This window comes from Pandoraea sp. NPDC087047, from assembly GCF_044745225.1.
GTDB lineage: Bacteria > Pseudomonadota > Gammaproteobacteria > Burkholderiales > Burkholderiaceae > Pandoraea.
Window position 1 is genome coordinate 198,448 of the sequence record NZ_JBIUZU010000009.1, and the last position, 12,786, is coordinate 211,233.

General features: G+C 63.0%; 11 protein-coding genes. 4 read left to right on the top strand and 7 right to left on the bottom strand.

Annotation, left to right across the window (positions count from 1 at the left end; genetic code table 11):
• Positions 1 to 106: 106 nt before the first annotated feature.
• The 5 genes from ACIPHM_RS18770 to ACIPHM_RS18790 all read right to left on the bottom strand — a co-directional run bounded on the left by ACIPHM_RS18770 (position 107) and on the right by ACIPHM_RS18790 (position 6,381).
• On the bottom strand, positions 107 to 3,058 hold the full coding sequence (locus ACIPHM_RS18770; protein WP_400331356.1) for a ribonucleoside-diphosphate reductase subunit alpha: 2,952 nt from the start codon (positions 3,056 to 3,058) through the stop codon (positions 107 to 109).
• Positions 3,059 to 3,423: 365 nt separating this feature from the next.
• Positions 3,424 to 4,023, bottom strand: coding sequence for a 1,6-anhydro-N-acetylmuramyl-L-alanine amidase AmpD (gene ampD / locus ACIPHM_RS18775; RefSeq protein ID WP_400331359.1), 600 nt, complete (start codon positions 4,021 to 4,023; stop codon positions 3,424 to 3,426).
• Positions 4,024 to 4,465: 442 nt separating this feature from the next.
• A complete protein-coding gene (locus ACIPHM_RS18780; RefSeq protein WP_400331498.1) occupies positions 4,466 to 4,978 on the bottom strand; it encodes a DUF1269 domain-containing protein in 513 nt (170 codons plus the stop codon).
• A gap of 215 nt (positions 4,979 to 5,193) precedes the next feature.
• Entirely contained in the window at positions 5,194 to 5,490 is a 297-nt protein-coding gene (locus ACIPHM_RS18785; protein ID WP_400331361.1) for a PP0621 family protein, read from the bottom strand.
• 6 nt (positions 5,491 to 5,496) lie between these two features.
• Positions 5,497 to 6,381, bottom strand: a complete 885-nt coding sequence (locus ACIPHM_RS18790; protein ID WP_400331363.1) for an inner membrane protein YpjD — start codon at positions 6,379 to 6,381, stop codon at positions 5,497 to 5,499.
• Between the two features lie 112 nt (positions 6,382 to 6,493).
• Here ACIPHM_RS18790 and ffh point away from each other — a divergent pair, with 112 nt between their 5' ends.
• Both ffh and ACIPHM_RS18800 read left to right on the top strand, forming a co-directional pair.
• Entirely contained in the window at positions 6,494 to 7,858 is a 1,365-nt protein-coding gene (gene ffh, locus ACIPHM_RS18795; RefSeq protein ID WP_400331364.1) for a signal recognition particle protein, read from the top strand.
• A 120-nt stretch (positions 7,859 to 7,978) separates the two neighbouring features.
• Positions 7,979 to 8,527: a hypoxanthine-guanine phosphoribosyltransferase gene (locus ACIPHM_RS18800; protein WP_400331365.1), complete on the top strand. Its 549-nt coding sequence runs from the start codon at positions 7,979 to 7,981 to the stop codon at positions 8,525 to 8,527.
• A gap of 114 nt (positions 8,528 to 8,641) precedes the next feature.
• Here ACIPHM_RS18800 and ACIPHM_RS18805 read toward each other — a convergent pair whose 3' ends face one another.
• Positions 8,642 to 9,235: a MarC family protein gene (locus tag ACIPHM_RS18805; RefSeq protein WP_400331368.1), complete on the bottom strand. Its 594-nt coding sequence runs from the start codon at positions 9,233 to 9,235 to the stop codon at positions 8,642 to 8,644.
• A 129-nt stretch (positions 9,236 to 9,364) separates the two neighbouring features.
• On the bottom strand, positions 9,365 to 11,104 hold the full coding sequence (locus tag ACIPHM_RS18810; RefSeq protein ID WP_400331369.1) for a proline--tRNA ligase: 1,740 nt from the start codon (positions 11,102 to 11,104) through the stop codon (positions 9,365 to 9,367).
• Positions 11,105 to 11,328: 224 nt separating this feature from the next.
• On the opposite strand from ACIPHM_RS18810, the gene ACIPHM_RS18815 reads away from it, so the two are divergent.
• Both ACIPHM_RS18815 and ACIPHM_RS18820 read left to right on the top strand, forming a co-directional pair.
• Positions 11,329 to 12,003 (top strand): RNA pyrophosphohydrolase, encoded by a 675-nt coding sequence (locus ACIPHM_RS18815; RefSeq protein ID WP_400331370.1) that lies wholly within the window; start codon positions 11,329 to 11,331, stop codon positions 12,001 to 12,003.
• Between the two features lie 145 nt (positions 12,004 to 12,148).
• The gene (locus tag ACIPHM_RS18820; protein WP_400331372.1) at positions 12,149 to 12,724 is read left to right on the top strand and encodes a CNP1-like family protein; all 576 of its coding nucleotides are present in this window, start codon (positions 12,149 to 12,151) and stop codon (positions 12,722 to 12,724) included.
• The last annotated feature ends 62 nt before the right edge of the window (positions 12,725 to 12,786 follow it).

Genomic DNA, 12,786 nt, shown 5'->3' on the forward strand with positions numbered 1-12,786 from the left:
CACAACCCAACGTCGCAAAAGAAAAACCCCGTCGCCCTTGCGGGCCGACGGGGTTTTCCCGATGGCGAGTGCCGCATGTCGCATGCGGCACCGCATCACACTCAGCTTACTGGCACGCTTCGCACTCTTCGAAGCCGGGGTCGCCCGGACGCATCGTGCAGACAGCGCCTTCGGCTTCCGGCATCGGCTGCGCCAGCGGCGAGGTCGGCTCGGCCGAGAAGCCACCCGACACACCGCCCGAGCTCGGCACCGCGTTCAGCGCGCCGTGGCTCACCGTCGACTTCTCGACGTGCGTCGCGGCCATCGTACGCAGGTAGTACGTGGTCTTGAGTGCACGCGTCCAGGCCAGCTTGTACGTCTCGTCGAGCTTCTTGCCCGATGCACCGGCCATATAGATGTTGAGCGACTGCGCCTGATCGATCCACTTTTGACGACGCGACGCCGCCTCGACCAGCCACTTCGGCTCGACTTCGAACGCCGTGGCATAGATCTCGCGCAGATCGGCCGGTACGCGGTCGATACGAGCGAGCGAGCCGTCGAAGTACTTCAGGTCGGCGACCATCACTTCGTCCCACAGACCCCGGGCCTTCAGGTCACGCACCAGATACTCGTTGACGACCGTGAACTCGCCCGACAGGTTCGACTTCACGTACAGGTTCTGGAACGTCGGCTCGATACAGGCCGAGACGCCGATGATGTTCGAGATCGTTGCGGTCGGCGCGATCGCCACGCAGTTCGAGTTGCGCATGCCGTGCGCTGCGATGTGCTTGCGCAGGCTGTCCCACTCGAGCGTGCTCGAGAGGTCAACGTCGACGTAACCACCGCGCTCTTCGGCCAGCAGCTTGAGCGAGTCTTGCGGCAGGATGCCACGATCCCACAGCGAGCCCTTGTACGACGAGTACTGACCGCGTTCCTTGGCCAGCTCGGTCGACGCCCAGTAAGCGTAGTAGCAAACGGCTTCCATCGAGCGGTCGGCGAACTCGACAGCAGCGTTCGACGCATACGGCGTGCGCAGCAGGTGCAGGCAGTCCTGGAAACCCATGATGCCCATGCCCACCGGACGGTGATGCAGGTTCGAATTGCGCGCCTTCGCCACCGCGTAGTAATTGATGTCGATGACGTTGTCGAGCATGCGCATCGCCACACGAATGGTGCGTTGCAGCTTGTCGTGATCCAGTTCGTAGCCGTTCGCCGTCTGCTTCAGGTGAGCCACGAGGTTCACCGAGCCGAGGTTACACACGGCGATTTCGGTCTCGCTCGTATTGAGCGTGATTTCCGTGCACAGGTTCGACGAGTGCACCACGCCCACGTGTTGCTGCGGCGAGCGGATGTTGCACGGATCCTTGAACGTGATCCACGGATGGCCGGTTTCGAACAGCATGCCCAGCATCTTGCGCCACAGGGCTTGTGCCGGCACCTTCTTGAACAGCTTGATCTCGCCGCGCGCAGCCTTCTCTTCGTAAGCCGTGTAAGCCTGTTCGAACGCCTTGCCGTACTTGTCGTGCAGATCCGGGCAGGTCGACGGCGAGAACAGCGTCCATTCCGCACCTTCCATCACACGCTTCATGAACAGATCGGGAATCCAGTTCGCCGTGTTCATGTCGTGCGTGCGGCGACGGTCGTCGCCCGTGTTCTTGCGCAGCTCCAGGAATTCTTCGATGTCCAGGTGCCACGTTTCCAGATAGGCGCAAACCGCGCCCTTGCGCTTGCCGCCCTGGTTCACGGCCACAGCCGTGTCATTGACCACTTTCAGGAACGGCACCACGCCCTGGCTCTTGCCGTTCGTGCCCTTGATGTGCGAGCCGAGCGCGCGAACCTGCGTCCAGTCGTTGCCCAGACCGCCGGCGAACTTCGAGAGCAGCGCGTTTTCCTTGAGGGCTTCGTAAATGCCTTCCAGATCGTCCGAGACGGTCGTCAGGTAGCACGACGAGAGCTGCGAGCGGCGCGTGCCCGAGTTGAACAGCGTCGGCGTCGAGCTCATGAAGTCGAAGCTCGACAGGATCTGATAGAACTCGATCGCACGCGCTTCGCGCTCGACTTCGTTCAGCGCCAGCCCCATCGCCACGCGCATGTAGAACGCCTGCGGCATTTCGATGCGATGGCTGTCGATGTGCAGGAAGTAGCGGTCGTACAGCGTTTGCAGGCCAAGGTAGTTGAACTGCAGGTCGCGCGACGCGTCGAGCGCAGCGGCCAGCTTGACCAGATCGAACGAGAGCAGTTGCTCGTCGAGCAGTTCGGCGTCAACGCCTTGCTTGATGAAGCGCGGGAAGTACTCGATGTATCGCGCAGCCATTTCGCCCTGCGGCACTTCTTCGCCGAGGATTTCGCGGCGGATGGTGTGCATCAGGATACGCGCGGTGACCTGGCTGTATGCCGGTTCCTTCTCGATGAGGGTACGCGAAGCGAGGATGGCGGAATCGTAGACCTGCGACAGCGGCACGCCGTCGTACAGGTTCTTGATGGTCTCGGTCAGGATCGGCTCGGCGTCGACTTCGCTACCGAGGTTCTCACAAGCGGCCTGCACCACGCCACGCAGCACGCCCATATCGAGCGCACGCGTCACGCCGTTGTCGGTGACATGCAACACCGGGGCGTCGGGCGTTGCCGCCTCTTGCGTGGTCTCGACGGCGTGAGCGCGCTCTTGCGAACGCTTCTCGCGGTACAGCACATAGGCGCGAGCCACGTTGTGCTCGCCTTCGCGCATGAGCGCGAGTTCGACCTGATCCTGAATGTCTTCGATGTGGAACGTACCGCCGTTCGGGCGGCTGCGCACCAATGCGCGCACGACGTTTTCCGTCAATTGCTCCACGAGCTCACGTACGCGCGCCGAAGCCGCACCCTGACCGCCGTTCACAGCCAGGAACGCCTTAGTCACGGCGATCGCGATCTTCGACGGCTCGAAACCCACCACCGTGCCGTTGCGTCGGATCACTTTGAAGTCGGCGTTGGTGGCCGGCTCGAATGCGCCCGTCGTCTGGGGCGCCGACGCACCCGTGCCACTGCCGACATTCGCGGCGGGCGTCGGGTTCGGGCGGGTGAGGTTTTCGTTAGTCTGCATGTAAAAACTCCCGTTCCAATGAGATGGTGCTGTTAGCGCGTTTCTACCAGCTACTACAGTCGGCAAAAATGCGCCCTGGGGGCGCCGATGGAGCGAAGTGCTGAACACCGCACGACCGACGGACGGCCAAGGGTTCGAGGTGTCCGCTGCACGGCTTTGCTGCTGTACCGCCCCACAAAACGCCGCGGGGCAAGCACGGTATTGATGGATATTGCTTCCGGTCGTCGACCACTACATATAGTGGTTGGTGGCCGGATTGGCACTAAGTATAGTGGAGATGACGCACTCCGCAAAATCAAAAATTTCTGTCGCCGGGAAGCCCCGTGCCATCGCCATGTCAAGCAAAACCTGTCCTCGGGTGAGGGTTAATCGGCTGCCTGAAATGGCAAATCGCCCGCTTCCAGCCCCGCCATCCGACGCAATCTCCGCCACTCGAAATGCGGTCCCGGGTCCGTCTTCCGACCAGGTGCTATATCGGCATGCCCGGCCACGGCTTGAATCGGATAATGCTCACGCAAAACACGCGTGAGCGCCGCCAGCGTGATGTACTGCGCCGTAGTAAACGGCAGGTCGTCCGTCCCTTCCAGTTCAACGCCGATTGAGAAATCGTTGCAGCGCGTACGCCCCTCGAACGACGAAGTCCCTGCGTGCCACGCCCGTGCATCGCACGACACGAACTGCTGCAACGCACCATCGCGACGCACCAGAAAGTGCGCCGAGACCTGCACGCCGCGGATCTCGTCGAAGAACGGATGCGCATCGTGGTCGAGCCGGTTCTGGAAGAACGCGGGGATTTCGTCGCCACCGAATTGCCCCGGCGGCAGCGAGATGTTGTGCACCACGAGCAGGCCAATCGGCATACCGTCCGGACGAACGTCGAAGTTCGGCGAAGGCGCACGCTCGGCTTCCCGTATCCAGCCGTCGGTGTCGAGCGTGAATGCTGGCAGTTGATCCGGCGCGTTCATGCGTCACCTCGCGACAGCAAGGCGCACTTGTCGGCCGGGCCGCACTGGCCAGGCAGGTCAAACGACCGGAGGGCAACGTTAGGGGACGCAGATGACTGGAGCATGACGGGCACCAACGAACTCCCGTAGAGCGAGGGGTGGCATTGTAGCCCACTTGGCGTGAAGTCGCCGGCAGCCGGTCTGGCGGGGGCTTGCACCGGGTTGACGGGTTGGCAGCGTCATATTGGGCGCCATCCAAAGAAGAAGCCCCTCGCCCGACTTAGCCGAGAGGCTTCCGTGGGCGTGACCACGCCCGGGGATGGCATCGCGCTCATGTCAATCAACACACGCACCATCCCGCGCCGCTCACAGGGGCGACGCCAATGGCCGTTGCCGGCCAGTGAAACTTGTCTCCCGCGTCCACCCCGTCGTCGATCTCATTCCCCTCCGATTTACGCCGCGATCACGGAAATGCCGGAATCGCCGCCTCGACGCCTTCCATATGCGCCTCGGGATGATGCTCCTTGAGCATCTCGCGAATCTCGTCGACCCGCCCTTCGCGCACATCCACCATCAGCAAAATCATGCCGCGCTCGAGCGGTTCACGAAACGCTTTGAGGCGCGAGTTCGGCACCGAAACTCCGATCATGCTCGACACCCACGCGCCGAACAGGGCGCCCAGCGGTGCGGTCACGATCATCAACTCCCACTGGGGACGCGTGCCCACGATGGGGAAAAACGCGGCGACTGCACCGACTGCCAGACCACAGAAGCCCCCGATCACGAGCCCGGCTTCTGCGCCGTGCACGATATCGGAAGTCTGTAGCAGGTTAGCCTCGTGCAGTCCCTCCAGTTCCATTTCGTCACGTGCCATAAAGTGGATGTGACGCTCCTCGACCCGGGCGAGCAACAGATCGCTCATCGTGCGCTGGGCACTGGCCAGATCCGGAAGAAGAAAATACATCCGTCTGCGCATTAGCATATTGCGCCTCCTGTGGTCGCGCCCCTTCGTTGGTGTTCTTGGGGACGGGGTCCGTTACTGTGTTTTAGTGCATGCGACAGCCATGCGCAAGCCGGGGCGCCCGATGAGCGCCGGCAGGCATGAGGGGAGCGGCCGGAAGAAGGCCCGAAGGAGGCTGGGAGAGGGCCACGAATGCCGAATCGCTGCGCGGTGTGGTCGCGCAGCGGGACTCAGGCGCGGCGTTCGCGCGCGAGATGGGCGTCGCGATGCGCGCCGCTGCAAAAATGCTTGCCGTCGACGCCCGCGATGGCTTCGCTCTCGGGAAGATAGGTATCGCACTCACTGCAACGCACCATGCGCTCGGCAGGCGGGAGCGACTGACTCGCCGTCGTACGCGCGCCGCTTCCGGGCGGCGTACGCATGCGCTCATTGCGCTCTGGACGTTCCGTATTGCGCTTGCGCTCGTTGTGACGCATCCACCACGTCCCGGCGATCAAGAGCAGAAGTAACAGCAGGATATTGCGCATCGCGCTTCAAGTCTCCGTCATGCGATGCAGCACCACCTCTAGCACGAAGCGAGAACCGACATACGCCAGCAAAAGCGCCACGAACGACGCCAGAACCCAACGCAGCGCGACCTTGCCGCGCCACCCGTAAAAATGCCGTCCGAGCAGCACCGCGCCGAACATCAGCCACGACACCACTGCGAACACGGTCTTGTGATCGATGCGCACCGCGCGCCCGAAGAGCGCCTCGGAGAACATCACGCCCGAGATCAGCGTCAGGGTCAGCAGCACGAACCCCGCGCCGATCAGCCTGAACAGCAGCTTTTCCATCGTGAGCAGCGGCGGCAGCGTCTCAAGCCAGCGAGACAGCCAACCGGTCGCCTCGTTGCTGCGCGACGGATGCAACTGCCGCTCGGCATAGATCATCAGCAACGCGTGCAGCGCCGCGAGCGCGAACAGACCGTAGGCCATGTTGGCGATGATGAAGTGCGCCTTGAAGATCGGATCCGCCGCAAAGCCGAGAATGCGCACATCCGGAAAAATCATCGGCAGCAGGCAGGCGACGGCGGCCACGGGTGTGACCATCAGTCGCAGGCTGTCGAGCGGGAAGAAAAAACTTTCGATCCAGTAGATGCCCACCGAGAGCCACAACATGGCCGAGAGCATGTACGCGAAACCGAAGTGCATACTGTCTGCGCGGAAGATCGTCTGATGCAGCAACACCCCGTGCAGCAAGAGCGCGGCGAACAGCGAAAGCTGCATCGTCCAGCGTGAGGGCGTGCCCGCGACAGGCGCAGGCGCGACCTGCCCGCCCGCGAGTGCGAGCGCGGCGTCGCGCCGGTACCCTTGCCACGAACAAACCGCCAACCCGGCGTAGAGGATGGCGGTCAGCGCATACAGTAAAATAGTCATGTTTGAAGTTTACACCAGCCCATGAGGGGCGCGCTGCCGTGCCTGCCACTGCCTTGCCAAGGCAGGGAGGGCAGGCCCACAAGGCCGCAGCAGGTCTTACAGGATACGTTTCATGCTCGACAATCTCACTACGCGCCTTGCCAAGGTCGTCAAGACGCTGCGCGGCGAAGCCCGACTGACCGAGGCCAACACGCAGGAAATGCTGCGCGAAGTGCGTCTCGCCCTGCTCGAGGCCGACGTCGCCCTGCCGGTGGTGCGCGATTTCATCGCCAAGGTGAAGGAAAAGGCCCTCGGCGAGGAAGTCATCTCCAGCCTCTCGCCCGGCCAGGCCCTCGTGGGCGTGGTGCAGCGCGAACTCACGGCACTCATGGGCGGCGATTACGAAGGCCGCGCCGCGGAACTCGATCTTGCCACCACCCCGCCTGCCATCATTCTGATGGCCGGTCTGCAAGGTGCCGGTAAGACGACCACCGTCGGTAAGCTCGCCAAGCTGCTGCGCGCCCAGAAGAAGAAAGTCCTCACGGTCTCCACCGACGTCTACCGTCCCGCCGCTATCGCGCAGCTGGAGACGGTGACGAAGCAGGTCGACGCCGACTTCTTCCCGTCGCAACCCGATCAGAAGCCGGTCGACATCGCCCGCGCGGCCGTCGACTGGGCGCGTCGCCATCACCACGAAGTGCTGCTCGTCGACACGGCCGGCCGTCTCGGTATCGACGAAGTGATGATGCAGGAAATCAGCGCCCTGCACGCCGAACTGAAACCGATCGAAACGCTTTTCGTCGTCGATGCCATGCTCGGTCAAGACGCCGTGAACACCGCCCGCGCCTTCAACGACGCGCTGCCGCTCACCGGCGTGGTGCTCACCAAGCTCGACGGCGACTCGCGCGGCGGCGCAGCGCTGTCGGTGCGGCACATCACTGGCAAGCCGATCAAGTTCGTTGGCGTCGGTGAAAAGCTCGACGGCCTCGAAGTCTTCCACCCGGACCGCATGGCGAACCGGATTCTCGGCATGGGCGACATTCTCGCGCTCGTCGAGGAGGCGCAACGCGGCGTTGACGTCCAAGCCGCACAGAAGCTCGCCGAGAAGGTCAAGAAAGGCGGCGCCTTCGACTTGAACGACTTCAAGGCGCAGATCGGGCAGATGAAGAAGATGGGCGGCCTGTCGTCGCTCATGGACAAGCTGCCTGCCCAGTTCCAGGCCGCCGCCAGCCAGACGAACATGGATCAGGCCGAGAAGCAGGTGCGCCGCATGGAAGGCATCATCAATTCGATGACGCCCGCCGAGCGCGCCAAGCCGGAACTGATCAAGGCGAGCCGCAAGCGCCGTATCGCCGCCGGCGCCGGCGTTCAGGTGCAGGAGGTCAACCGCATGCTCAATCAGTACGATCAGATGCGCACCATGATGAAGAAACTCAAAGGCGGTGGCATGATGAAGATGATGCGCAGCATGAAGGGCATGATGCCCGGCATGCGCTGATTTGGTCTCATCCGGTCGCGGTCCGGTCGAACGTGCGGGCTTTGCGCTACGTTTTCCAGATATACTCCGGGCCGCATAAGCGATATCCCCCCGCAACATCGTTTCACAGGGTCGCCCCATATGAACCGCGAAGAAGCGCTCGAAGTATTCCGTAATTCCGAAGAAATCGTCTCCGCCGACGAGGTCAACCGATCCGTCGACACGATGGCTACGGCCATCAAGCAAGCCATTGGCGACGAATTCCCGATGGTGCTGTCGGTCATGGGCGGCGCGGCCGTCTTTACCGGCATGCTGCTGCCGCGCCTCGACTTCCCGCTCGAGTTCGACTACATCCACCTCTCGCGCTACAACAACACCACCACCGGTGGTGCGATGCAGTGGCGCGTGGCGCCGCGCGACTCGGTGCGCGATCGCGTGGTGCTCGTGCTCGACGACATCCTCGACGAAGGCGCCACCATGGCCGCGATTCGCGACCGGATTCTGGAGATGGGTGCATCGAAGTTCTACAGCGCCGTGCTGTGCGAGAAGATCCTGGCGAAGGACAAGCCGTCGCATCCGGATTTCTGTGGCTTCACCGTGCCGGATCGTTATGTGTTCGGCTGCGGCATGGACGCCAAGGGTTACTGGCGTAACCTGCCCGCGATCCGCGCGCTGACGACGCCGCGTTAATCGCGACGTCAGGCGTAGCGCCGCCGCGGGGACGGCATCCCGCAAATAGAGAAAGGGGCCTGTGCAAGCACAAGGTCCCTCTTCTTTTGCATCGTCCGTCTGTCGGTCTGCCGATCAGAACTGGTGCACGAAGGCCCTCACGCCCTTGAGGATCATCTCCACCGAGATCGCCACCAGAATCAGCCCCATCAGACGCTCGAACGCCGTCACTACGCGCGAGCCCACCCATCGCTCGATACGATCGGCGAGCAGCAGCACGACTGCGCAGACGGCCATCGTCACACACAGCGCGGTGATCCATTCGAGCATACGTCCCGGTTGCTGCGACACGAGCAGCATGACGGTCGCGAGCGCCGACGGTCCAGCCAGCGCCGGAATCGCGAGCGGCACGATGAGCGGCTCGCCGGCGTCGGGCAACGAACCGCTGTCAGGTCGTGGAAAGATCATTCGCAATGCGATCAGGAACAGCACAATGCCGCCGGCCAATTGCAACGACAGGTCGGTGAGACTCATCATGCGCAGGAACCGCTCGCCCACCAGCATGAAGAGCAGCAGGATCGCGAACGCAATCAGCACCTCGCGCACGATCACGCGCGGGCGTCGATGGGCCGGCACATTTTTCAGTGCATTCACAAAAATGGGGATATTGCCGAACGGATCGGTGATGAGCAGCAACAGCACTGTCGCTGACGCGAACGTATATTCCATACAGACAACGCTTTCAGATATGACAACGGCAGCCGCCGGGGCGACTGCCGTCAGAGAATGCCGTTCGGGATGAGCGCCCTGCGACGCGTCGCCGGCAACTCACCGGCGGCACGTCACATGCGGCTTTGCTCAGACCGCCTTGGCGGTGCGCACCTTGCCGGTGACGACTTCTGCGACGCTGGCGGCGTCGAGCAGTTGGGCTTCGGTGTCGCGACGGCCCTGATACTCGATCTTGCCGTCCTTCAGGCCACGATCGCCGATCACCACACGATGCGGCACGCCGATCAGCTCCCAATCGGCGAACATCACGCCAGGGCGCTCGCCACGGTCATCCAGAATCACGTCGACGCCTGCGGCCAGCAGTTCCTCGTACAGCGTGTCGGCCGCCGCACGCACGGCGTCGCTACGGTCGTAACCCATCGGGCACAGCACCACTTCGAACGGCGCAATGGACTCAGGCCAGATGATGCCGCGATCGTCGAAGTTCTGCTCGATGGCCGCGCCGAGAATACGCGTAATCCCAATGCCGTAGCAGCCCATTTCCATCGGCGCCGGCTTGCCGGTCTCGTCGAGGAACGTGGCGTTCATGGCATCCGAGTACTTCGTCCCCAATTGGAACACGTGACCGACTTCGATACCGCGGCACAGCGCGATCTCGCCCTTGCCGTCCGGCGACGCGTCGCCCGGCACGATGTTGCGCAGATCGGCCACGACTTCCGGTGCCGGCAGATCGCGGCCCCAGTTCACGCCCGTGATGTGGAAATCGGCTTCGTTCGCGCCGACGACAAAGTCGCTCATCTGCGCGACGCTGCGATCGACCACGAGCTTCACCGGCTTCTTCGTGCCGATCGGGCCCAGGTAGCCCGGCGGCGTGCCGAACCATTCGACGATCTCCGCTTCGCTGGCGAAGCGCAGGCCGGCCAGACCCGGCACCTTGCTTGCCTTGATCTCGTTGAGTTCGTGATCGCCGCGCAGCAGCAACAGCCAGACGGTCGTGCCCGTGTCTTCGCTGTCGGTCGCGAGCACGATCGACTTGACGGTGCGCTCAAGCGGAATCGAGAGCAGCTCCGCGACGGCTTCGCACTTGGCCTTGCCCGGCGTGGCGGTCCTGGTCATCGCCTCGGCCGGTGCGGCTCGCTCGCCTTGCGGCGCCAGCGCCTCGGCCATCTCAACGTTGGCCGCGTAGTCCGACGTCGGGCAGTAGGCGATGGCGTCTTCACCGGTCTCGGCGATCACGTGGAACTCGTGCGAACCCGAGCCGCCGATGGAGCCGTTATCGGCCACCACGGCACGGAATTCCAGGCCCAGGCGAGTGAAGATGCGCACGTAGGCGTCGAACATCTTCTGGTAGGAAACCTGCAAGCCGGCACGATCCTTATCGAAGGAGTAGGCGTCCTTCATGATGAATTCGCGGCCACGCATTACGCCGAAACGCGGACGAATCTCGTCACGGAACTTCGTCTGCACCTGATAGAAGTTCACCGGCAGTTGGCGGTAGCTCTTGATTTCGCGACGGGCGATGTCCGTCACCACTTCTTCGTGGGTCGGGCCGACGACGAATTCGCGGTCGTTGCGATCTTTCAGACGCAGCAGTTCCGGGCCGTACTTCTCCCAGCGGCCCGATTCCTGCCACAGTTCGGCCGGCTGCACGGCCGGCATGAGCAGTTCGAGCGCACCGGCGCGGTTCATTTCTTCACGGACGATGGCTTCGACCTTGCGGATCGAGCGCAGGCCGATCGGCAGGTAATCGTAGATACCGCCGGCAACGCGGCGAATCATGCCGGCGCGCATCATCAGCTTGTGGCTGACGATTTCGGCGTCGGCGGGGGCTTCCTTGAGGGTGCCGATGAAGAAACGAGAGGCTTTCATGCAGATTTCCGGGAAAAATGAGGGTCAACGGCGCGCACGGCGGTTCGGTCTGTTGCCGGGCGCGGGGCCGGGGGAGCCTGATAACGTCACCGGACGTCGTCGCAGCCCCCGAGACACCCGCCGGCCATACGCGCCGCCCCGGTTGCCCGAGCCGCCGCCGGCCGCCGCGCCGGTGATTATCTGTTTATAATCGAAGCAATTTTAAAGGATTCAAGGGTGGTTGTATGCTGGACCGTGAAGGCTTTCGCCCGAACGTCGGCATCATCCTCTTAAACGCACGCAATGAAGTGTTCTGGGGCAAGCGGCTGGGCGAGCACTCCTGGCAGTTCCCGCAAGGCGGCATCAAGTACGGCGAAACGCCAGAACAGGCCATGTTCCGAGAATTGCACGAGGAAACCGGGCTAAAGCCAGAACACGTCAAAATCATCGGTCGCACACGCGACTGGCTGCGTTACGAGGTGCCGGACAAGTTCATCAAACGCGAAGTGCGCGGACATTACCGGGGCCAGAAGCAGATCTGGTTCCTGCTGCGCATGGTCGGTCGTGACTGCGATATCTGCCTGCGCGCCACCGATCATCCCGAGTTCGATGCGTGGCGCTGGAACGAGTACTGGGTGCCGCTCGACGCCGTGATCGAGTTCAAGCGCGAGGTCTATCAACTCGCTTTGAACGAACTCTCGCGGTATCTGCGACGCTCGGCAACGCGCACCCAGCAGGATCGGCGGCGGTTTCCGCGCGCCGGGGCTCGCCTCGGCGAGATGCCGCCGGGTGCCACGGATGCGTCGCACGAGCACGACGACGGCTACGGCAGCGGCGATGGTGATGACGACGCGACCGAACCGGCAGCCAATGCCGAGACGGGCGTCAGCGCCGACGTACAGCACCGCCGGGAGCACTGAACCGGCGCGGCTGCCGGCCTGTCCCAACACCGGACGCGGGCATCATGCCTGCGCCCGATTTTTTTGACCCAGTGTCCTTCGGGACACCGCGCGGATAGCCCGCTTTCGTTCATCTGCCGTCCAACCGACTTCTCGACCACATTCCATGCGTCCTTCCATTGCCCGCCGCGCCCCGCGCCTGGCCACGCTTGTCTCCCTGGCCGCTCTCGCGCTGATCGCGGCTTGCAGCAGCACGTCGCAACCCGTACAAGACTTTGACGAATACCTGGCTCAGCAAGAAGCCAGCAAGAGCAAGTGGAAGGAAGCAGATGTCACCCTGCCGACGACAGCTCCGCAGGACGCAGATCTGGTGAGCTTCCCCACGACGCCGAACGCCACGCTGGATTACGCCATCGACGTGAAGTCGATCCAGGTCACGAAGGAAGATGGCGTGGTTCGCTACATCGCTGTCATCCGCAGCAAGGAAGGGGCGCGCAACGTCTCGTACGAAGGCATGCATTGCTCGACGTTCGAGACGCGTCTGTACGCCACCGGCCGCCCGGACGGCACCTGGGCACCGGCGCGCAACAGCGAATGGCGTCCGATTCGCCCGTACGGTTCGACGGCCTATCAGGGCATTCTGTACCGCGACTATCTCTGCCAGGACAAGACCCCGTACGGCAGCGCCAAGGACATCGTGCAGAACCTGCGCTATCCGACAACCAATCCGAACTATCGCTGAGGCTGCGGTGGACACGCATCGTCCACACACAACGTCAATGCAATGAAAAACGCCGGTCACGA

Excerpts from the sequence above, each read along its gene's own strand:
- ampD (WP_400331359.1), bottom strand. The coding sequence starts at position 4,023 with ATGAACGCGCCGGATCAACTGCCAGCATTCACGCTCGACACCGACGGC.
- ACIPHM_RS18800 (WP_400331365.1), top strand. The coding sequence starts at position 7,979 with ATGAACCGCGAAGAAGCGCTCGAAGTATTCCGTAATTCCGAAGAAATC.
- ACIPHM_RS18820 (WP_400331372.1), top strand. The coding sequence starts at position 12,149 with ATGCGTCCTTCCATTGCCCGCCGCGCCCCGCGCCTGGCCACGCTTGTC.
- ACIPHM_RS18785 (WP_400331361.1), bottom strand. The coding sequence starts at position 5,490 with ATGCGCAATATCCTGCTGTTACTTCTGCTCTTGATCGCCGGGACGTGG.
- ACIPHM_RS18810 (WP_400331369.1), bottom strand. The coding sequence starts at position 11,104 with ATGAAAGCCTCTCGTTTCTTCATCGGCACCCTCAAGGAAGCCCCCGCC.
- ACIPHM_RS18790 (WP_400331363.1), bottom strand. The coding sequence starts at position 6,381 with ATGACTATTTTACTGTATGCGCTGACCGCCATCCTCTACGCCGGGTTG.
- ACIPHM_RS18805 (WP_400331368.1), bottom strand. The coding sequence starts at position 9,235 with ATGGAATATACGTTCGCGTCAGCGACAGTGCTGTTGCTGCTCATCACC.
- ACIPHM_RS18780 (WP_400331498.1), bottom strand. The coding sequence starts at position 4,978 with ATGCGCAGACGGATGTATTTTCTTCTTCCGGATCTGGCCAGTGCCCAG.
- ffh (WP_400331364.1), top strand. The coding sequence starts at position 6,494 with ATGCTCGACAATCTCACTACGCGCCTTGCCAAGGTCGTCAAGACGCTG.
- ACIPHM_RS18770 (WP_400331356.1), bottom strand. The coding sequence starts at position 3,058 with ATGCAGACTAACGAAAACCTCACCCGCCCGAACCCGACGCCCGCCGCG.
- ACIPHM_RS18815 (WP_400331370.1), top strand. The coding sequence starts at position 11,329 with ATGCTGGACCGTGAAGGCTTTCGCCCGAACGTCGGCATCATCCTCTTA.